At 69.7% G+C, this 19,885-nt stretch carries 21 protein-coding genes and 1 tRNA gene; 10 read left to right on the top strand and 12 right to left on the bottom strand.

Features of this window, described 5'->3' with window-relative positions; all coding sequences use genetic code 11:
- Positions 1 to 33: 33 nt before the first annotated feature.
- Together G5V65_RS16455 and G5V65_RS16450 are read left to right on the top strand one after the other, a co-directional pair.
- Positions 34 to 762 carry an endonuclease/exonuclease/phosphatase family protein gene (locus tag G5V65_RS16455; RefSeq protein WP_165052183.1) on the top strand — a complete coding sequence of 243 codons (729 nt, stop codon included), beginning with the start codon at positions 34 to 36 and terminating at the stop codon, positions 760 to 762.
- Positions 762 to 2,342 (top strand): phospholipase D family protein, encoded by a 1,581-nt coding sequence (locus G5V65_RS16450; RefSeq protein ID WP_165052181.1) that lies wholly within the window; start codon positions 762 to 764, stop codon positions 2,340 to 2,342. The genes G5V65_RS16455 and G5V65_RS16450 overlap by 1 nt, the downstream gene beginning before the upstream one ends.
- Here the strand turns inward: G5V65_RS16450 and G5V65_RS16445 are convergent, their stop codons facing one another.
- From G5V65_RS16445 to G5V65_RS16430, 4 genes are read right to left on the bottom strand one after another with little or no spacing between them, the layout of a single operon-like run.
- Positions 2,343 to 3,641: a glycerate kinase type-2 family protein gene (locus G5V65_RS16445; protein ID WP_165052180.1), complete on the bottom strand. Its 1,299-nt coding sequence runs from the start codon at positions 3,639 to 3,641 to the stop codon at positions 2,343 to 2,345.
- Positions 3,638 to 4,600 carry a biotin-dependent carboxyltransferase family protein gene (locus tag G5V65_RS16440; protein WP_206526844.1) on the bottom strand — a complete coding sequence of 321 codons (963 nt, stop codon included), beginning with the start codon at positions 4,598 to 4,600 and terminating at the stop codon, positions 3,638 to 3,640. Before G5V65_RS16440 ends, G5V65_RS16445 begins: the two co-directional genes overlap by 4 nt.
- Positions 4,597 to 5,277, bottom strand: a complete 681-nt coding sequence (pxpB, locus tag G5V65_RS16435) for a 5-oxoprolinase subunit PxpB (RefSeq protein WP_343162858.1) — start codon at positions 5,275 to 5,277, stop codon at positions 4,597 to 4,599. The genes G5V65_RS16440 and pxpB overlap by 4 nt, the downstream gene beginning before the upstream one ends.
- 3 nt (positions 5,278 to 5,280) lie before the next feature.
- The gene (locus tag G5V65_RS16430) at positions 5,281 to 6,048 is read right to left on the bottom strand and encodes a LamB/YcsF family protein (RefSeq protein WP_206526843.1); all 768 of its coding nucleotides are present in this window, start codon (positions 6,046 to 6,048) and stop codon (positions 5,281 to 5,283) included.
- A 189-nt stretch (positions 6,049 to 6,237) separates the two neighbouring features.
- Between G5V65_RS16430 and G5V65_RS16425 the strand changes: the two genes are divergently transcribed.
- Positions 6,238 to 6,312: transfer RNA gene (locus tag G5V65_RS16425), tRNA-Glu, on the top strand.
- 138 nt (positions 6,313 to 6,450) lie between these two features.
- Here the strand turns inward: G5V65_RS16425 and G5V65_RS16420 are convergent.
- From G5V65_RS16420 to G5V65_RS16410, 3 genes are read right to left on the bottom strand one after another with little or no spacing between them, the layout of a single operon-like run.
- Positions 6,451 to 7,539 (bottom strand): substrate-binding domain-containing protein, encoded by a 1,089-nt coding sequence (locus tag G5V65_RS16420; protein WP_165052178.1) that lies wholly within the window; start codon positions 7,537 to 7,539, stop codon positions 6,451 to 6,453.
- Between the two features lie 24 nt (positions 7,540 to 7,563).
- On the bottom strand, positions 7,564 to 8,586 hold the full coding sequence (locus G5V65_RS16415) for an ABC transporter permease (RefSeq protein WP_165052175.1): 1,023 nt from the start codon (positions 8,584 to 8,586) through the stop codon (positions 7,564 to 7,566).
- A 7-nt stretch (positions 8,587 to 8,593) separates the two neighbouring features.
- Positions 8,594 to 10,087 carry a sugar ABC transporter ATP-binding protein gene (locus G5V65_RS16410; RefSeq protein ID WP_165052173.1) on the bottom strand — a complete coding sequence of 498 codons (1,494 nt, stop codon included), beginning with the start codon at positions 10,085 to 10,087 and terminating at the stop codon, positions 8,594 to 8,596.
- Between the two features lie 159 nt (positions 10,088 to 10,246).
- Between G5V65_RS16410 and G5V65_RS16405 the strand changes: the two genes are divergently transcribed.
- Positions 10,247 to 11,242 (top strand): LacI family DNA-binding transcriptional regulator, encoded by a 996-nt coding sequence (locus G5V65_RS16405; RefSeq protein ID WP_165052171.1) that lies wholly within the window; start codon positions 10,247 to 10,249, stop codon positions 11,240 to 11,242.
- On the opposite strand, the gene G5V65_RS16400 is transcribed toward G5V65_RS16405, so the two are convergent.
- Positions 11,239 to 12,252 (bottom strand): substrate-binding domain-containing protein, encoded by a 1,014-nt coding sequence (locus G5V65_RS16400; protein ID WP_165052169.1) that lies wholly within the window; start codon positions 12,250 to 12,252, stop codon positions 11,239 to 11,241. The genes G5V65_RS16405 and G5V65_RS16400 overlap by 4 nt on opposite strands.
- 37 nt (positions 12,253 to 12,289) lie before the next feature.
- On the bottom strand, positions 12,290 to 13,180 hold the full coding sequence (locus G5V65_RS16395) for an SMP-30/gluconolactonase/LRE family protein (RefSeq protein WP_165052167.1): 891 nt from the start codon (positions 13,178 to 13,180) through the stop codon (positions 12,290 to 12,292).
- 67 nt (positions 13,181 to 13,247) lie between these two features.
- Between G5V65_RS16395 and G5V65_RS16390 the strand changes: the two genes are divergently transcribed.
- Positions 13,248 to 13,670 carry a GlcG/HbpS family heme-binding protein gene (locus G5V65_RS16390; RefSeq protein WP_165052164.1) on the top strand — a complete coding sequence of 141 codons (423 nt, stop codon included), beginning with the start codon at positions 13,248 to 13,250 and terminating at the stop codon, positions 13,668 to 13,670.
- Here the strand turns inward: G5V65_RS16390 and G5V65_RS16385 are convergent.
- Positions 13,667 to 14,695 (bottom strand): L-idonate 5-dehydrogenase, encoded by a 1,029-nt coding sequence (locus G5V65_RS16385; protein ID WP_165052162.1) that lies wholly within the window; start codon positions 14,693 to 14,695, stop codon positions 13,667 to 13,669. The genes G5V65_RS16390 and G5V65_RS16385 overlap by 4 nt on opposite strands.
- 1 nt (position 14,696) lies before the next feature.
- Positions 14,697 to 15,644, bottom strand: coding sequence for a 2-hydroxyacid dehydrogenase (locus tag G5V65_RS16380; RefSeq protein WP_165052160.1), 948 nt, complete (start codon positions 15,642 to 15,644; stop codon positions 14,697 to 14,699).
- A gap of 94 nt (positions 15,645 to 15,738) precedes the next feature.
- Here G5V65_RS16380 and G5V65_RS16375 point away from each other — a divergent pair, with 94 nt between their 5' ends.
- Genes G5V65_RS16375 through G5V65_RS16355 form a run of 5 tightly spaced genes read left to right on the top strand, consistent with a single transcriptional unit; the run spans position 15,739 to position 19,272 of the window.
- On the top strand, positions 15,739 to 16,494 hold the full coding sequence (locus tag G5V65_RS16375; protein ID WP_165052158.1) for an SDR family oxidoreductase: 756 nt from the start codon (positions 15,739 to 15,741) through the stop codon (positions 16,492 to 16,494).
- Positions 16,491 to 16,988: a gluconokinase gene (locus tag G5V65_RS16370; RefSeq protein WP_206526842.1), complete on the top strand. Its 498-nt coding sequence runs from the start codon at positions 16,491 to 16,493 to the stop codon at positions 16,986 to 16,988. The genes G5V65_RS16375 and G5V65_RS16370 overlap by 4 nt, the downstream gene beginning before the upstream one ends.
- Positions 16,985 to 17,872, top strand: a complete 888-nt coding sequence (locus tag G5V65_RS16365; RefSeq protein WP_165052156.1) for an NAD(P)-dependent oxidoreductase — start codon at positions 16,985 to 16,987, stop codon at positions 17,870 to 17,872. The genes G5V65_RS16370 and G5V65_RS16365 overlap by 4 nt, the downstream gene beginning before the upstream one ends.
- A complete protein-coding gene (locus G5V65_RS16360) occupies positions 17,869 to 18,204 on the top strand; it encodes a hypothetical protein (protein ID WP_165052154.1) in 336 nt (111 codons plus the stop codon). Before G5V65_RS16365 ends, G5V65_RS16360 begins: the two co-directional genes overlap by 4 nt.
- A 51-nt stretch (positions 18,205 to 18,255) precedes the next feature.
- On the top strand, positions 18,256 to 19,272 hold the full coding sequence (locus tag G5V65_RS16355; protein ID WP_165052152.1) for a LacI family DNA-binding transcriptional regulator: 1,017 nt from the start codon (positions 18,256 to 18,258) through the stop codon (positions 19,270 to 19,272).
- Here G5V65_RS16355 and G5V65_RS16350 read toward each other — a convergent pair.
- Complete coding sequence (locus G5V65_RS16350) at positions 19,269 to 19,802, bottom strand: TrmO family methyltransferase domain-containing protein (protein ID WP_206526841.1); 534 nt, start codon at positions 19,800 to 19,802, stop codon at positions 19,269 to 19,271. The two genes, G5V65_RS16355 and G5V65_RS16350, sit on opposite strands and share 4 nt — an antisense overlap.
- Positions 19,803 to 19,885 lie beyond the last annotated feature (83 nt).

Below are 19,885 nucleotides of genomic sequence, written 5' to 3'. Positions count from 1 at the left end.
ACATTCCCGCGCGGGAATGCCTAGATTATCCCCATGTCCAGCCCCACCGCCTCGCGCGCCATTCACGTCGCCTCGTGGAACATCCACAAGGGCATCGGCACGGATCGCCGCCGCGATCTGGCGCGCACCAGCCGCGTCATCGCCGAAATCTCGCCCGATCTCATGGCCCTGCAAGAGGCCGATCACCGCTTCGGCACCCGCGCGGGCCTTCTCGACCTCGATCACCTGCATGATCTGACGGGCATGTCCCTGCTGCCCACCGGACGCGCTGGCCCCTCGCATGGCTGGCACGGCAACCTGATCCTCGCCCGCAAGGCCCGCCTGATCGACCTGCATCCCCTTTCCCTTCCGGGGCTGGAACCGCGCGGCGCGCTCATCACCGATCTTGAAATCAACGGCCACCCCCTGCGCCTTGTAGCGGCGCATCTCGGCCTGCTGCGCATGTCGCGCCGCGCGCAGGCGCGCGCCATCCTCGACCGGCTGTCGCGCCTCTCGCCCCTGCCCACCCTGCTGATGGGCGACCTGAACGAATGGCGCGGGGGCCCAGGCTCCCCCCTCGCGCTTCTGGCGCGGCACTTCACCCTGTCCGATCCCGTGCCCAGCTTCCCGACCCGCCTGCCGCTTCTGGCGCTGGACCGGATGATGGCGGGCCATGGCGGCGCGCTCTCCGATGTCGCAGCACATGACACGGCCCTCGCCCGCCGCGCCTCCGATCACCTGCCGCTCACCGCCCGCCTGCATCTGCCCGGGGTGGCGCCTTGATGCCGACCGTGCTGCTCTGGTCCTTCGGCCTCGCGCTGGCCGCCGTCGCGATCCCGGCGCTGGTGCTGTGGTCCCATGCCCGCTTCACGGAAAGGGCGCGCCGCGCGCGCGGGCCGGACAGCCACCACCTGCCCCGCCCGCAGGGGGACAAGGCCGCAACCGAACTCGACAGGCTGCTTGACCCGCCCGAAACCGCCCATCCCGGCCAGAACGGCCTTGCCAACCTGATCCGCCCCGAAGACGCCTTCGCCGCGCGCAGCCTTTCGGCAGCCGCCGCCGGGCGCAGCCTCGACCTGATCTATTACATCTGGCGCACCGACAGATCCGGCTGGCTGCTCCTCGCCGATCTGGTGGCCGCCGCCGATCGCGGCGTCCGCGTGCGGCTGCTGCTCGATGATATCCATGTCCAGGGGTTCGACTTCACCTTCCTCGGCCTCAGCCTGCATCCGAATATCGAGGTCCGCCTCTTCAACCCCATCCGCAGCCGGGGCCACTGGCTGCGCCGCTCGGCCGAGTTCCTCTTGGGCATCTCCCGCTTCAACCGCCGCATGCATGGCAAGATCTGGATCGCGGATGGCCGCCTCGCCATCCTTGGCGGTCGCAATATCGGCGACACCTATCTCGACGGCTCCGCCTCTTCGGACCAGCGCGCCCATGATGCCGATGTGCTGCTCGCAGGCCCCCTTGTCACCGACATGGCCGAGGTCTTCGACAGGTTCTGGAATCTCGGCCTGTCGCTGCCCCTTCTCGCCCTCTGGCCCGGCCTGAGGATGAGTCCCGCCCGCTTCCGCCGCCGCCTGCGCCGCCATCTGGCCGACCCACGGGCGCGGGCCTTCCGCGACCGTGCCATCGCCGGGCGCAGCGCGGCCGCCGTCCTTGCCAGCCCCCTGCGCTGGACCGACAGCGCAACCCTGCTCGCCGATCCGCCGGACAAGGCCTTGGGCCAGCGTCGGGGTCCATGGCTGGCGGACAGCATCGCCGACCTGATGAAAGGCGCAGGGCAAGAGATCTGCCTGACCACACCCTATCTCGTGCCGGGCACCGCCGGGCTGAACCTGCTGACCGATCTGGCAAGGGCCGGGATCCGCCTGCGCGTGCTGACGAATTCGCTGGCCTCGACCGATCTCTTCGCCGTCCACGCCGCCTATACCTGGTATCGCAGGCCGCTTCTCGATGCCGGGGCCGAACTTCACGAATTCGCCCCGCCCCCGCGCCGCCGCCTTGGCCTGCCCGCAGCCCTCACCCGACGGCGCGACCTCCTGCATTCCAAGATCTTCCTGATCGACGGGCGCCACGCCCTTGTCGGCTCGCACAATTTCGACATGCGCTCGGCCTTCATCAACATCGAACTGGGCCTGCTGTTCCAGGAACCGACCCTCGTCGCGGAACTGGCCTCCCTCTTCGATGCGCAAAGCAGCCAAAGCTCGGCCTATGCCGTCACGCTGCATGGGGACGAGATGCGCTGGCGCATCCGGCGCGAGGACGGGGCCGAGGTCATCTCCACCCGCGAACCCGATGCCTCGCTGCCCCGCCGGCTCGCCGCGGGCGTCATCGCCCGCCTGCCGCATGGCTGGTTCTGATCACGCGGGGCCGGGCGCTGGCTCGATCAGGATCGCGCGGAAATCGTTGACATTGGTCAGGGTCGGCCCGGTCACCACCTGATCGCCCAGCGCGGCAAAGAAGCTGTGCGCATCATTCGCCGCCAGCGCCGCGCGCGGATCAAGGCCCAGCCCCGCCGCCCGCGCCAGCGTGTCGGGGCGCACCACCGCCCCCGCCACCTCGGCCGCGCCGTCCACCCCGTCGGTATCGCAGGCCAGCGCATGGATGCCCGGATGCCCGGCCAGTTCCAGCGCCAGCGCCAGGCAGAATTCCGCATTCGGCCCGCCGATGCCGTCGCCGCGCCGCGTCACCGTCAACTCCCCGCCCGACAGCATCAGCACCGGGCGCGCGCCGGGCCGCAGACCGGCCGCGATCTCGCGCGCCTGCCTTGCCTGGGCCGCGGCCACCTCGCGCGCCTCGCCCTCCAGCGCATCCCCCAGAAGCCGCACCTCCACCCCGGGCAACAGCGCCTCTGCCCGCCGCGCCGCCGCCTGCAAGGATTGCGCGGGCGCGGCATAGATCACGTTCTCCACCCGCGACAGGCGCGGATCCCCCGGGGCGATCACCCCCGTCGCGCCGGACAGGGCCGCCCGCACGCTGTCGGGCACCTGCACCTGCCAGCGCGCCAGCACCGCCCGCGCCTCGGCCGGGGTCGATCCATCCCCCACCGTCGGCCCCGATCCGATGAAGGCCGGATCATCCCCCGGCACGTCGGAAATCAATAGCGCCAGCATCCGCGCAGGCCAGGCCGCCGCCGCCAGTTGCCCGCCCTTCACCCGGCTCAGATGCTTGCGCAGCGTGTTCATCCGGTCGATCGGCGCGCCAGAGGCCAAAAGCGCCGCATTCACCGCCTGCTTCTCGGCCAGCGTCACCCCCGCCACCGGCGCCACCAGCAGGGCCGAGGCCCCGCCCGAGATCAGCGCCAGCACGAAATCCCCCTCGCCCAACCCGCCCAGCAGATCGAGCATCCGCGCCGTGGCCCCCGCCCCTGCCGCATCCGGCACCGGATGCGCGGCCTCCACGATCTCGATCCCCCGGCAGGGCCGGGCATAGCCATAGCGCGTGATCACCAGCCCCTCGCAGGGCCCCCAGACCGCCTCGACAGCCTCGGCCATCCGCGCGCTGGCCTTGCCCGCGCCAATCACCACCACCCGCCCCGCAGGCCTGGGCGGCAGGAAACGGGCCAGCGACTGCATGGGATCGGCCACCGCCACCGCCTCGTCGAACAGCGCGCGCAACAGGGCCACCGCCCCGCCATCCTCCAGCCTGGTCCCCGTCATCCCCATGCCGCCCCTCCCCCGGTCCGCCCCTGATCGCCATCCATGATCCGCGCCAGCGCCGCCGCCCGCAGCCGGACCATGGCAATGGCCTCTTCCGGCGTCACGGCGCGAAAGGCCACTGCCGCATGTGGCCGCAACTGGACGAAGGCATCCAGTTCGGAACCGACAAGCGTGGCGATTTTCGGATATCCCCCCGTCGTCTGATGATCCGCCAGCAGCACCGTCGCCACCCCGTCCCCCGCCACCTGCACCGATCCGCGCAAGACCGGCTCCGACGGGATGGCCAGCGCCCCCTCGGGCGGCATGGCCGGGCCGCGCAGCCGCACGCCCATCCGGTCATAGGCATCCGTCAGGCGGAACCGCGATCCCAGCAGCGCCTCCAGCCGATCCCCGGGGAAAAAACGCTCTTGCGGCCCGATCACCAGCGCCACCTCGCCCCGCGGCCTTGCCCAGACCGGGCAGGCAATCGCGCGTTCCGGCACCAGGCGCGGCGCCCGGATCACCAGCCGCCGCCCCGCCACCAGCGCCCCGCCGCCCAGGCCCGACAAGGCATGCGTCGACAGGCTGCCCAGCCATCCCTCGCCCTGCACGTCGCCCGCCACGGCCAGCGCGCACCACGCCCCCCATGGCCCGCGCCGCACCTCAAGCCTGTCCCCCTCGCGCAGCGTCAGCACCGACCAGGATCCCGCGCTCAGCCCGCCGCAGCGGATCACGAAGCCCCCGCCCGCCACCGCCACCGACAGCGCGCCCTGCTCCACCTCCAGCACGAGGCCCCCCAGCGACACTTCCAGCACCGCCGCCCCCGGCGCCTTGCCCAGCGCCCGGTTGGCCAGCATCATCGCCACCCGGTCCATCGCCCCCGAGGCCGGCACGCCGAACCGCATCAGCCCGGGCCTGCCCCCGTCCTGCACCGAACATTGCGGCCCGGCCTCGACGATCCGCAGCACCGCCTCTCTCACGCGCCCGCCTCCCGGCTGCGGAATTCCGCTTCCCCGATCCGCCGGAAGCGCACCCTGTCATCCACATCGAACAGGAAGGGCCGCGCGCCCTCGCCCGTCAGGATCCGGTCCGGCGACCGCCCGATCACCCACCATCCCGTCGGCATGGTCAGCGTCGTCACAAGGCATTGCGCCCCGGCGATGATCACGCTGCCTGCGGGCACCCCCCGCACCGGCGCAGGCTTGCGCGGCAGGTGCAGCGCCTCGGGCACGCCCGACAGATAGGCATAGCCCGGCGCAAATCCGTACATGTAGACCCGGTATTCCCCCGCCAGATGGGCGGCGATCACCGCCTCGGCATCCTGCCCCGTCCGCTCTGCCACCGCCTGCAGATCCCGGCCGAAGGCACCCTCATAGCAGACGGCAATCTCATGCAGCCGCCCCGCCCCCCGGCTGCCCGAGAGTGCGGACATCCGCGCGCGCAGCGCATCCGCCACAGCCCCGTGATCGGTGACCAGCGGATCAAAGACCACCAGCAGGTTCACCATGCCGGGCACCACTTCCAGCTGGCCCTCCACCGGCCTGTCGCGCAAGGCCCGGTCCAACGCCAGCACGGCCTGATGCACGGCCTCTGTCGCCGCCTCGCCGAACTCGGCCAGCACGGCACGCTCGGCCACCGGAACCAGATGCGGAACCACCCGCTAGCCCCCGGCAAAGGGGCGGATCTCCACCCCCGCCGCCTCCAGCCGCGCCCGCAGCACGCGTGCCATCTCCACCGCGCCGGGGCTGTCGCCATGCACGCAGACCGATTGCCCCGCCAGCGCCACCTCGCCGCCGCCCAGCACCGGCATCCGCCCCGTCTCGACAAAGCGCAGGATGCGCGCGGCCACCTCTTCGGGGTCATGCAGCACCGCCCCGGCCTCGCTGCGCGGCACCAATTGCCCATTCGCCAGATAGGCCCGGTCGGCAAAGACCTCGGACACCACGTCAAGCCCCGCCCGGCGCCCCTCGCTCTCCAGCGCCGTCCCCGAAATCGCCAGCAGCGCCAGATCCCCCGGCAGCGCCCGCACCGCTTGCGCGACCGCGGCGGCGATCTCGGCCCGCCCGGCCGCCAGGTTGGCCAGCGCCCCATGCGCCTTGACATGCCGCAGCCTGACCCCGGCCAGCGCCGCCACCCCCTGCAACGCGCCCACCTGCGCCACGATCATCCGGCCGATCTCGTCGGGGCTCATCGGGATCACCCGGCGCCCGAAGCCCGCGGGGTCGGCATAGCCCGGATGCGCCCCCGCCACGATCCCGCGCGCGGCCGCCGCCCGCAGGCTTGCGAACATCACCTCCGGATCGCCCGCATGGCCGCCACAGGCGATGTTTGCCGTGGTGACGACATCCATCATCGCCGCGTCATCGCCCATCGTCCAGGGCCCGAACCCTTCGCCCAGATCGGCATTCAGGTCGATGCTGACCACCATCCGCCCCTTCCTCGCCCCTGCGCCCTTCCGCTGCACTGCTGCGACTCGTCCGGGGCCCCGTGCCGATCCTGCCCGTCCCCGCAGCCGACGGAAACCCGCAAAAACGCCCGCTGCCCCGGGCCCGCGCCATGCACTTTTCCCCTTGCACATCGAAAGGCCCTTCGATAGACCGCGCCCACTTGTGATCGTGGCCCGTTCGTCTATCGGTTAGGACACCAGGTTTTCAACCTGGGAAGAGGGGTTCGACTCCCCTACGGGCTGCCACTTTCCCCAGATCTTCAAGACCTTGCACAATCCGCCAGCGGCCTGCATCCGGCCGTTCCGCCCGCGCGCGCGTCCAAGGGCAAGGCGGCCCCGGCGCTGTCGCACCGGGGCCGCCCCTCCTGCATCACCGATCCGGGATCACTTGCCCCAGATCTTGCCGTATTCGTCGCGATAGCCGTTGCCCGGATCGAACAGGTTGTTGTCGCCCCCGTCGAAACTGATGTTCTCCGCCGTCACCACATGCAGCGGCGAGGTATAGCCCGACCACTCCGCCCCGTTCACCGCCCGGTTCAGCTCGTCGATCAGCTGCCAGCCCTGCAGGTTCAGCGGCTCTGCCACGGTCACGGCCTGATACTGGCCCGACCGGATGCGCTGATAGGCGCTTTCGGATCCGTCACCCGCGGCAACCGCCTTGGGCGCCCCGTCGCCTGCAATCCCCGCCGCCGCCAGCGACGGCCCCATGAAATCGAAATAGATGTCGTTGATGGCCAGCGCATGCGTCCAGCTTTCCCCGTATTTCTGCAGCAGGGCCGTGGTCAGCGTCGGCATCCGGTTCGATGTGTCGGCAATCGGCGTGTCGACATATTCCAGCACCGTGCCGCCCAGGGATTCGATCGTCTCCTTGATCTTGTCGGCCTTGGCGATGGCGATGGCATAGGTCGAATCCGTGAAGATCACCACGCCCGGCTTGCCGCCCGCATCGGCAAAGGCCCATTTGGCCGCCGCAGCCGACACTTCCATCGCATCGGTCGAGACATTGGCAAACAGGCAGTTCGCCGGATCCGGCCCGATCACCGGCCCGGCATGCCAGCTTACCATCGGAATCCCCGCATCGCAGGCCTGCTTCAGCGCGGCCTGCTGCTCTACCGCGTCAAAGCCGTTGATGATGATCCCGTCGGGCTGCAGGGCCAGCGCCTGGCCGAAGGCCGCCGCGCGGTTCTGCACCGAACCCGCGCCATCCAGAACCGTGACCTCCCAGCCGATCTTCGCCGCCGCCTCGTTGATCCCGTTGGTCACGCCAAGGATGCCGCCATTCTTCATGTCGGCCGCCAGCACCACGATCCGCTTGCCCGCGGCAGCGGCCGGTCCCGAAGTCGGGCCATCCCATACGGTCTTCTGGCCTGCATATTTCTGCACATCCGCCATTGCATCCGAAATCGCATCGGCAAAGGCGGGCAGCGCCGCGCCCAAGGCCAGCAACGAAGCGGCAAAGGTTCTTCTCAGCATGGTTTTCCTCCCTGGAATGCTGTCTTACTTGGATTTCGCGCCCTTGCGGCGCTGCGCGTAACCGGCAATGCCGATGGCGATCAGAAGCGTCGTGCCGTTGAACAGCGGCTCTACCCAGAAACTGCCGCCGAATTGCTGGATGCCCGAGATTCCCACGGCCAGGATCATCACCCCGACGATGGTTCCCCAGACATTCACCCGCCCCGGCTTGATCGTGGTCGATCCCAGAAACGCCCCCACCAGCGCCGGCAGCAGGAATTCCAGCCCCACCGAGGCCTGCCCGATGCGCAGCTTCGAGGCCAGCAGCACCCCCGCCACCGCCGTCAGCGCGCCCGAGGTGACAAAGGCGCCGATCACGAATTTCCGTGTGGGAATGCCGTTCAGCTCGGCCGCGCGCTGGTTCGCGCCGATGGCGTAAAGGTATCGCCCGATGGGCGTGTATTCCAGCACGACCCACAGGATCAGGGTGATCGCCAGCACATAGAAGGCCGTGATCGGCAGACCCAGGACAAAGGTTCCGTTGATCGCATAAAAGGCATCCGGCAGGGCCCCCACCATCTGCCGCCCGCCCGTATGCCACAGCGCAAGCGCATAAAGGATCGTGCCCGTCCCCAGCGTCGCGATGAAGCTGTCGATCCGCGCCACCTCCACCAGCAGCCCGTTCAGCGCCCCCGTCGCCACGCCAAGGATCAGCACGATCCCCACCGCCAGCGGCCAGGGCAGGCCGTACATCGTCTGCAGGCTGATCGCCAGGATATGCCACAGCACGATCCCGTATCCGACGGTCAGGTCGATCCGCCCCGCCACCATCGGGATCATCGCCGCCAGCGACAGAAGCGCGATGATCGCCTTGTCCGAAAGGATCGCCCGCACGTTCAGCATCGTCGGAAAGGTCTGCGGCAACAGGATCGAGAAGGCGGCGATCAGCCCGAACATCAGGATCACCAGCCCATAGGTCGGCACCAGCCGCATCGCCTTCTGCGGCGCGCTCAGCCCCTGCAACTCGTCCTTGGTGGGTTCGACGGCGTTCGATTCAATTCCTGGCATGGGATCCTCAGGCAGCTTCACCGGCCGATGCGGCCTGGATCAGGGATTCGGTGGAAAGTTCGACACCCGTCAGCTCGGCGACAGGCAGGCCACGGGAAAAGACGATGGCGCGATGGCAGATGCTGGCGATCTCCTCTAAATCGGTCGAGACGACCAGCACCCCCATCCCCGATCCCAGCGCCTGATAGAGAAGGTGATAGATCTCCGCCTTCGCGCCGACATCCACCCCCGCCGTCGGATCCTCGGTGATCAGAAGCCTGCGCCCCGAATCCAGCCAGCGCCCGACGACGACCTTCTGCTGGTTGCCCCCCGACAGGGCCTCGATGGCCAGCGTCGGATCATTCGGCGAAAGGCCGACGCGCCGCCCCATCGCCTGAGCCATCCCCTCTTCCCGGCGCGGTGACAGCAGCGAGAAAAGCCCGCGCCCGGTGGCCGAAGGGTTCAGGAAGGCATTCTCGCGGATCGCCAGACCAGGTGCCACGCTTTCGCCCACCCGGTCGCGCGCCACCAGCCCGATCCCCGATCGCATCGCCGCCTGGGCCGAGCGCAGATCCGGCCGCGCGCCTTCCAGCATCACCGTCCCCGCATGCGGGATCACCCCGAACAGCGCCCGCCCGATATCCTCGTGCCCGGCCCCGCGCAGCCCCGCCAGACCCAGCAATTCGCCACGCCGCACCTCAAGGCTGACCGGCCCCACCGCCGGGGTCGCCAGGTCGCGGATGCTCAGGATGGCCGGCCCCTCCTGCACGGGCGGGCGCGCGATCTCGCGCGCCTTGCGCCCGACGATCAGCGAGACCAGTTCCTCGGGCGTGGTATGCTCGATGGGCCGCAGCCCCACCATCTGCCCGTCGCGCAGCACGGCCACGCGATCCGCGATGCGAAAGATCTCGTCCAGCCGGTGGCTGACATAGATCATCCCCACGCCCTTCGATTTCAGCGGCCGCAGCGCCGCGAACAGCCGCTCCACCTCGTCGGCGGGCAGGCTGGCCGTGGGTTCGTCCAGCACCAGGAAATCGCAATCCGCCGCCAAGGCCCGCGCAATGGCCACCAGCGATTTCTGCGTGCGCGTCAGGCTGGACACCCGCGCCGTCGCCGGAAACTCCGCCTCCACCAGTCGCAGCGCAGCGTCCGCGCGCGCCTCTGTCGCGGGCCAGTCGATCCGCCGCCCCCTGCGCACATAGCCCAGCGCCAGCGCGATGTTCTCGGCCACGCTCATCCACTCGATCAGGCCCAGGTCCTGATGGATGAAGGCCACCTTCTGCCCCCCCGCGCGCCCGGCCTCGTGCTGATAGGGTTGCCCGTCGATCAGCACGCCGCCCTCATCGGGGCGGTGAATCCCGCCAAGCGTCTTGATCAGCGTCGATTTGCCCGCGCCATTCTCGCCCAGCAGCGCGACGATCTCGCCGCGCCCGACCTTCAGCGAAACCCCGCGCAGGGCCTGCGTGCCCCCGAAGGACTTCACGACACGGTCGAAGAAAAGCCCGTCAGCGGACGGTTGCATGGCCACGGATCCTCCCCTTTTGCGTCACCACCCCGATCTTGCGTCAGGTTTACCGGTAACGTAGCCTAGACTGCGATCTGACCCCGCCTCTGTCAAGAATAAAGTTATCGATAACATGCCTCCCCGTTCCGCCCTGCCCCACCCCCCCGGACCCAGCGCATGAAGGCCAATCTGGAAGACATCGCGCGCGCCTCCGGCGTGTCCAAGATGACGGTCAGCCGCGTCCTGCGCGGCGGTTCCGGCTTTTCGCAGGAAACCCGCGACCGCGTGCTGGGCGTGGCGGAAAGGCTGGGCTATGTGCCCAACCGCCTGGCCGCGGCCTTCGGGGCCGACCAGGCCGGAACGCTCGTCGGCATGTGCGTGCCACGGCTCACCTCGGGCCTGTTCGGCCATGTCCTCGACGGGGTGGATCGCGCGCTTGGCCGGCTGGGATACCAGCTAATGATCGGGGCCAACAACCATTCCCCGGAAGAAGAGGAAGGCTGGATCCGCCAGGTCATCACCTGGCGTCCGGCCGGGCTGATTCTCTCGGGCCGCCACCACAGCCCCGGCACCGTGGATCTGCTGCGCAACGCCGCCCTGCCGGTGGTCGAGATCTGGGATCTCACGACCAGCCCCATCGACATGTCGGTGGGCTTCTCGCATTTCGACTGCGGGGTCGAGATGGGGCAGTTCCTGCTGCGGCGCGGGCGCAGGCGGGCGGGCTATGTGGGCGCGCTGGCCCGGGCCGATGTCATGGGGGCGGCCCGCCGCGAAGGCTTCGAATCCGCCCTCGCCCGCGCCGGGCATCCCCTGATCGACAGCGAGATCCTGCAGGACGCGCCGGGCTTCTATGCCGGCTATTACGGGCTGGAAACCCTGCTCAGCCGCCGCGCCGATCTGGATGTCGTCTATTTTCACAACGATGAAATGGCCATCGGCGGTCTGGCCTATGCCCAGGCGCGCGGCATCCGCGTGCCGGATGACCTTGGCATCGCGGGCTGGGGCGGGATGGAGGCGGCCTCGATCCTGCCGCGCCGCCTCACCACCACGATCGTCCCCACCACCATGATCGGCAAGGCCGCGGCCGAGGCGCTGGTCGCGCGGCTCAAGGGGGAAAAGGGCCAGGATGTCACCGTCGTGGCAACCCGCCTCGTGCCGGGCGAAACCGGCTAGCGGCGCAGGGTCTCGCCCGGGTCGAGGCGCGGCGCAATCTCGTGGCGCAGGCCCGGTGCCGCGCCCTCCAGCCGGGCGAGGATCACCTCCCCGGCCTTGCGCCCGATCTCGAACCGCCGCGTGTCGGTCGTGGCGATGCGCGGGGCCAGCCCGGCCAGGATTTCCAGCCCGGAAAACCCGGCCAGCCCGGTCTGCCCCGGCACCGCCCGTCCGGCCGCCTGAAGCGCGAACAATGCCCCCGCGGCAATCATGTCATTGGTGCAGTAAAGAAACTCCGCCTCCGGCCAGCGCGTGATCGCCGCTTCCGCCAGCGCCCGCCCTTTCGGCACCGAACTCGGCCCGTCATAGGCCAGCCGTCCCAGGATCGGCACCCCGGCGCCTTCCAGCACCTCGGCGAATCCCGCCAGGCGGCTTTCCTGCCGCCGGTCGCCCTGCTGCCCCGATTGCAGCAGAACCGCGTTGCGATATCCCGCCTCCAGCACGGCGCGGCCCATATCCTGTCCCGCGGCGCGCTGCGACAGGCCCACGACGCAGTCGATGCCCGGGCCGTCGCAGTCCATGATCTCCACCACCGGCACGGCCGCCCGGACCAGCATCTCGCGCGTCCGCGCGCCATGTTCCAGCCCCGTCAGCACCACCGCCGAAGGCCGCCAGGCCAAAAGCTCCGCCAGCACCCGCTCCTCGGTCGCGCTGTCGTAATTGCCAAGGCCCAGAACGGGTTGCAGCCCGCTTCCCTCCAGCCCCTCGGCAAGGCCCATCAGAACCTCGGGAAAGACCATGTTGGAAAGGCCCGGCACGATCACCGCCACCAGCGGCACCCGCGCCCCGGCCAGCGCCCCGGCAATGCGGTTGGGCACATAGCCCAGGTCGCGCGCCGCCGCCTGCACGCTGGCGATGGTCGCAGGCGACACGCCACGCTGCCCGCGCAGGACACGGCTTACCGTCATCTCCGAAAGCCCGCAGGCCGCGGCGACATCCCCCTGCGAGATCGGGCGCGGACGCGACTTCACGCCCCCCTCCCCGTGCAGCCCGGCCCCTTGCCCCGCCTCAGGGCCATTGCAGCCCCACCCGGTTCAGCACCACCGAATAAAGGCTCGTCGTCGCCGTGATGAACAGCCGATGCTTCGCCCGCCCGCCAAAGCAGATGTTCGACACCGTCTCCGGCACCAGGATCCGCCCCATCAGATGCCCGTCCGGCGCGATGCAATGCACCCCGTCCCCGGCCGAGGACCACAGGTTCCCCGCGCTGTCCAGCCGGATGCCATCGGCGCAGCCCGTGGCGATCCGGTGGAACAGCCGCCCTTCCCCGGGCCGCCCGTCCCGCATCGCGAAGACCATGATGTGCTGCGGATCGTCGCTGAACATCCGCCCCGTATCGGCCACGTAAAGCAGGCTTTCATCCGCATTGAAGGCCAGCCCGTTCGGACAGGCCATATCGGTGATCACCGCCTCGATCGTGCCATCGGGATCCACCCGATAGACGGCACAGGGCAATTCCTGTTCCGACCGGAAGCCTTCGTAGTCGGTCATGATCCCGTAATGCGGATCCGTGAACCAGATCGCGCCATCCCGCGCCACCACCACGTCATTGGGGCTGTTCAGCCGCTTGCCGCGATAGCCGTCGGCAATCACCGTGATCGACCCGTCCCATTCCGTCCGCGTCACCCGCCGCGTGCCATGTTCGCAACTGATCAGCCGCCCCTGCCGGTCGCGCGTATGGCCATTGGCAAAGTTAGACGGGCTGCGAAAGGTCGTGACACCCTCCTCCGTCCAGCGCAGGATGCGGTTGTTCGGAATGTCCGAGAACAGCAGGCAGCCCTGATCGCCAAACCAGACCGGCCCCTCCACCCAGTCAAATCCCGTGGCCAGCCGCTTCACCGGCGCATTGCCCATGACAAAGGCGCCAAAGGCCGGATCCACGATTTCGAAGAATGACATGACAGCCTCCCCCTGCTAGCGTCCTGTTATCGATACCACAGACCCAGGTCAAACCGGAAGGCCCGCCATGCAGTTCACCCGACCGACCGAGCAGCTCACCGATGCCGCCCTTCTGGCGATGCTCCAGGCCGCCGCCGACAAGGCCCGCGCCATGGGTCAGCCGCAATGCATCGTGATCGTCGATCCCTCGGCTGTCGATCTGGCGGTGCTGCGGATGTCGGGTGCGCGGGTCCTGTCCTTGCGCTCGGCGCGGGCCAAGGCGCAGACCGCCGCCTCGACCGGCCGCCCCTCCGCGCTGCTTCCCGAAGCGGTCCGCGGCGCCATCGCCGCCGCCACCGAGGGGGCCATGACGGGCCTGCCCGGCGGCCTGCCCATCTGGCGGGGCGGCGTGCTGCTGGGCGGCATCGGCATCGGATCGGGCAGCGGCGCCCAGGATGTCGAGGTGGCCGAGGCCGCCCTCGCCGCCATCGGGGCCACCCCCGCCCCCTAGGATCCGAAGACGATCTGCGCCTTCATCGCCTGCGACCTGTCGCTGGCCAGCCGGAAAGCCGCCTCCGCCTCGTCCAGCGCGACCGTGTGGGTGATCAGCGGCTTCACGTCGACCAGCCCCTTCTGCATCAACTCCACCCCCAGCGCGAATTCGGCGTGAAAGCGGAAGGATCCGCGCAGCTCCAGTTCCTTTGCCGTGATCGCCATCATCGGCAGGCTCATGTCGCCACCCAGGCCCAGTTGCAGGATCACGCCGCGCGGCCGCAGCGCGGCGATGCCACCGGCCAGCGCCGCCGCCACACCCGTGCATTCGTAAAGGACGTCGAAATGCCCCTTCTCCGCCCCATAGGCGGAAAGGGCCTCCGGCTCGCGCGCGGAATTGATCACCCGGTCCGCCCCGGCGATCCGCGCCAGCGACAGGGTGAAATCCGACAGGTCCGTCGCCACGATCTCGGCCGCCCCCGCCCGCCGCGCGGCCAGGATCGACAGCACGCCGATAGGCCCGCAGCCCGTGACCAGCACGCGCTTGCCCAGCATCCCCCCGGCCCGGCCCGTCGCATGCAACGTCACCGCCAGCGGCTCGGCCATCGCCGCCTCTCCGGCGGTCAGCCCGGTCGCATCCACGCATTGCGCCGCATCCGCGACAAGGCTTTCACGAAACGCGCCCTGGATATGGGGAAACGGCATGGCACTGCCATAGAACCGCATGTTCAGGCACTGGTTCGCCAACCCCTCCCGGCAGAACCGGCACTGCCCGCAGGGCCGGCTCGGCGAGACGGCCACAAGCTGGCCGACGCGGAACCCGCTGTCGCCCGGATCCTCGACCCAGGCCGAAACCTCATGCCCCAGGATCATCGGCTCGCGCAGGCGGATCGCGCCGAACCCGCCATGATTGTAATAATGCAGGTCCGATCCGCAGACCCCGCCCACCGCCAGGCGCAGGCGCAACTGCCCGGGGCCGGGCACCTCGTCGGGGCGGTCCTCGATGCGCAGGTCCCGCGCGGCATGAATGACGATCGCCCGCATCCTAAAGCACCGGCGTCAGCAGCGGACGGCCCGCGAAATGCGCCGCCAGATTGTCGCGGACCAGCTGGCCCATGGCCTTGCGCGTCTCGAAGGTGCCGCTTGCATGATGCGGCTGGACCAGCACATTCGGCAGCTTCAGGAAGCGTGGGTTCAGCTTCGGCTCGCCCTCGAACACATCCAGCGCCGCCGAACCCAGCCGCCCCGTCTCCAGCGCCGCCAGCAGCGCCTCCTCGTCGATATTGGAGGCCCGGCTGATATTGATCAGCATCCCCTCCGGCCCCAGCGCCTCGATCACCTGCGCGCCCACGATATGCCGCGTCGCGGCCGAGGCCGCCAGCGTCACGAACAGGAAATCCGACCGCGCCGCCAGGGCAACCGGATCGGCGATATACTCCCATTGCGCGCCATGGTCCTTGGCCGCCACATCCGAATAGGCGATCTCCATGTCGAACCCGGCCAGCCGCTTGGCCACCTCAAAGCCGATCCGCCCAAGGCCCAGCACACCCGCCCGCTTGCCCCAGACCCGGCGCTGCAGCGGATAAAGCCCCTTCGCAGCCCAGGATCCGTCGCGCACCCAGGTCTCGGCCCCGATCATGCCGCGCGACTGCACCAGCATCATCGCCACCCCCAGATCCGCCACATCATTGGTCAGGACATCGGGCGTGTTCGTCACCCGGATCCCCCGCGCCCGCGCCGCGCCCAGATCCACCGCGTCGAATCCCACGCCATAGACGCTGATGATCTCCAGCTTCGGACAGGCCGCGATCATCGCCGCATCCGCGCCCAGTTCCCCCCGGGTCGCGATGCCCCGGATCTGTGGCCCCACCTCGGCCAGAAAGGCCGCCTTGTCCGCCGCCTCGAAATAGCGATGGGCGTGAAAGGCGTCGTCGAGGGGGCCCTGATCCCATTCGGGATAGGGGCCGACTTGCAGGATATGGGGCTTTGTCATGGTCGTTCCGTTCCCGGCTTGACTTCGATTGTTAACGATAACATAAACAGGGTCACCCGCGCTTGTCGAGAGCGAACTGAAGAAGGAATGCGATGTGGACTACCGGCTCTTCGATCTGACAGGACGGCGCGCGCTGATCACCGGATCGTCGCAGGGGATCGGCCTTGCCCTTGCCCATGGCCTTGCCGCCGCGGGCGCGCAGGTGGTGCTGAACGGCCGCGATGCGGCCCGGCTCGCCACGGCCGCGGCCGGCCTGCCGGGGGCGGAAACCCTGGCCTTCGACGCCACCGACCATGCCGCCGTCCGCGCCGCCATCGACGGTTTCGAAGCCTCCGGTCGGCCCATCGACATCCTCGTGAACAATGCAGGCATCCAGCATCGCGCCCCGCTCGAGGATTTCCCGGCCGAGGCCTTCGAACGCCTGCTGCAGACCAATATCGCCAGCGTCTTCCATGTCGGTCAGGCCGTCGCCCGCCACATGATCGCGCGCGGCCGCGGCAAGATCATCAACATCGCCTCGGTCCAGACTGCCCTCGCCCGGCCCTCCATCGCGCCCTATACCGCCACAAAGGGGGCGGTGGGCAACCTCACCAAGGGCATGGCCACCGACTGGGCCCGCCACGGGCTGAACTGCAACGCCATCGCACCGGGCTATTTCGACACGCCGCTCAACGCCGCCCTTGTCGCCGACCCTGCCTTCTCCGCCTGGCTGGAAAAGCGCACCCCCGCCGGCCGCTGGGGCAAGGTCGAGGAATTGCAGGGCGCCTGCATCTTCCTCGCCTCGGATGCGGCCAGTTTCGTCAACGGCCATATCCTCTATGTCGATGGCGGCATCACGGCCTCGCTATGATCCTCCGGCTGGTCATCATGGGCGTCTCGGGCTGCGGCAAATCCACGGTGGGCGCGGCGCTGGCCGCCCGGCTCGGCCTTGCCTATCGCGATGGCGACGATCTGCATCCTGCAGCCAATGTCGCAAAGATGCGCGCAGGCCAACCGCTCGGCGATGCCGACCGCTGGCCCTGGCTCGATCGCGTCGCCGCCGTGCTGAAGGACGAGGCCCCGGTCATCATCGGCTGTTCCGCCCTGCGCCGCGCCTATCGCGACCGGATCCGCAGCGGCGCAGGCGGCCCTGTCCGCTTTGTCCACCTGTCCGGGCAACGCGATCTCATCGCCGCCCGCATGGCCACCCGCGCCGGCCATTACATGCCACTCTCCCTGCTCGACAGCCAGTTTGCCACGCTGGAACCGCCCGGCCCGGACGAGGCCCTCACCGTCGACATCGACCAGCCGCTTCCCACCCTGATCGACAGCATCCTGCGCAGCCTCGAAGGAGCCACGCCATGACCCAGTCCATCGCCCTCCTCGGCGCCGGAGCCATGGGCGGCGCCATCGGCGCGCGCCTTGTCGCGACCGGCACCGCGCTCTCCGTCTTCGATCCCGATCCCGCCAAGGTCGCGGCCCTCGTGGCACTCGGGGCCAGCGCCGCGCCCAGCGCCGCCGCCGCCGCCGCGCGGTCGGGGGCCGTGATCCTGTCCCTCAACGCCCCCCGGATTGTGCGCGCCGCCGTCTTCGGCCCCGGCGGCGTGGCCGAAGGCGCACGCCCCGGCACGCTGATCATCGACATGTCCTCGATCAGCCCCGAAGCCACCACCGCCCTCGCCGCCGAGGCCGCCGAACGCGGCCTGCGCTGGGTCGACAGCCCGCTGTCCGGCGGCATTCCCAAGGCCGCCACGGGCGAACTGACCCTGATGCAGGGCGGGGCCGAAGCCGACGTGGCCGAAGCACAAGGGATCCTCGCCCGCGTCGCCGCCAACCAGACACGGATGGGCGGTCCCGGCGCCGGGCAGACCACCAAGCTGATCAATCAGGTCCTCTGCGGCCTCGGCTTCCTCGCCGTGGCCGAGGCGACCGCCCTCGCCCAGGCCGCCGGGGTCGATGCCGCCATGATCCCCCGCGCCCTGCAGGGCGGCCGCGCCGACAGCGCCATCCTGCAGGAATACATGCCGCGCTTCGCCGCGCGCGACTACCGTCGCACCGGCCGCATCGACAACATGGTCAAGGATCTCGACGGGGCCGCCGATCTCGCCCGTCAGACGGGAACCGCGATGCCGCTCACCTCGCTCTGCGCCGAAATCCACCGGATGCTCACCGCGGCCGGTCTGGGGGGCGAAGATCAGGCCGCGCTGATGGAATTCTTCAAGGGTCCGCAAAAGGAACAGTTCGCATGATCACCCGCTACGCGCTTTTCGAAGGCCGCATCCATCCCGGCCAGTCCGAAGCCTTCCGTGCCGCCGTCCTGGACGAGGTGCTGCCCCGCTGGAAGGCCTTTCCCGGCGCGCTTTCCGTCCGTGTCAGCTTTGCCGAAAGCCGCGATGACGGCGCGCCGGAATATCCCATGATCCTGGCGATCAGCTATCCCGATCTCACCAGCGTCGAAACCGCCCTGGCCAGCCCCGCCCGCACGGCGGCCAAGGCCGCGACCGATGCCGTCCTCGCGCGGTTCTTCACCGGGCGCATCCATCACCACGTCACCACGGCGCATGATCACGAACTTGCCTGATCCCCGCGTCCGGGGGCTGGATTCGCCCGCCCGGTAACGATACCAAGGGCCATGTCCACCGCGCGCAAAGCCCCCACCATGGCCGATGTCGCCCGCCTCGCGGGCGTCTCGCCCATGACGGTCAGCCGCGCCTTCAAGCGCGACAGTTCCGTCAGCGAAACCACGCGCGAGGCGATCCTTCAGGCCGCCGACAGCATCGGCTATGTCTTCGACAGCACCGCCTCGAACCTTCGCTCGCAAAAGACCGATTTCGTCGCCGTCACCATCCCCTCGATCAACAACGCCAACTTCGCCGAAACCCTGCGCGGCCTGTCCGACGGGCTGAAGGATCGCGGGTTGCAGATCCTGCTGGGCTATACCGACTATGACATCGCCGAAGAGGAACGCCTCGTCGAACAGCTGCTGCGCCGCCGCCCCGAGGCGATCGTCGTCACCGGCGGCCGGCACACCGCCCGCACCCGCCGCCTGCTGGAAAACGCAGCCATCCCGGTGATCGAGACATGGGATCTGCCCGATGCCCCCATCGGCCATGTCGTGGGCTTCTCCAACGCCGCCGCCGTGCGCGGCATGGTCGATCATTTCGTCGCCCGGGGCCTCACCCGCATCGCCTTCATCGGCGGCGATGCCGACCGCGACACCCGCGGCACCGACCGCCGCGAAGGCTTCATCGCGGCGATGCGGGCGCATGGGCTCGATGCGACGCGCCTGATCGCCGCCGGGGCCCCGCCCATCTCGATGCGCGAAGGGGCCGCGGCCATGGGCCGCCTGCTCGATACCCTGCCCGATACCGAAGCGGTGATCGCGGTCTCGGACCTTTCCGCCTTCGGGGCGCTGACCGAATGCCAGCGCCGCGGCGTCGCCGTGCCCGGCCGGATCTCGATCGCGGGCTTCGGCGATTACGAAATCGCCGAGGTCGCCGTCCCCGCCCTGACCACCCTCAACCCCTTCCCGCGCGAGATCGGCAGCCGCGCGGCGGGCCTCATCCTCGATGTCCTCGATGGCCGGCAGACCACGCCCGCCCGGGTCGAGATCCGCCCCGAACTCCTGATCCGCGCCTCCTCGCGCTAGCCGCGCGCCGGATCGTCCCGCCGGGCGACCGCCGCCGCCGCCTCCCCCGGCCCGTCGGGCGGGATATCCACCTGTGCCAGCCAGGGCTTGATGTCCACAAGCGGCGTGCCGTCATGGGCATCGCAGGCATCGACCACCAGCCATCTCGCCGCGGGCTCCACCGCCAGCACCCGCACCACGCCAAGGGCAAGCGGATTGGGCCGCGCCGGTGCGCGCAGCGCGAAACTGCCCGCGCCCTCTGCCCGATGCGGCGGATGCAGCCGGATCAGATCCCGCCGCGCCGCGGCCATCCAGTAGATCAGGATGACCGCCATGCCCGCCGACAGCCCCTCCAGCCCGGCCCGATAGGCCGGATCGAGATGCACCACGAAGCGGCCGCCCCGCGCCCGCGCCTCGGTCAGGTTCCTGGGGCAGTCGCCCTTGCGCCAGGGCGTCTCGAGATGGCCGATGAAGGCAAGCGTCGCATCCCCCGCCTGTCCCGGATCAAAGGGCAGGAACAGCTCCCCTTCCCGCCCAGTTTCCCTCTCCACTCCCGCCTCCCGCGCCTCGCGCCCCGCCACTCCCCGCAGCCTGCACGACGCGCCCGCTGCCTTCAACCGGGCATCGCCTCCCC

Origin of the sequence: Paragemmobacter kunshanensis, from assembly GCF_011059185.1 — a bacterium.
In the GTDB taxonomy this organism is placed as follows: Bacteria; Pseudomonadota; Alphaproteobacteria; order Rhodobacterales; family Rhodobacteraceae; genus Paragemmobacter; species Paragemmobacter kunshanensis.
This window is presented reverse-complemented; position numbering and strand designations above follow the sequence as displayed.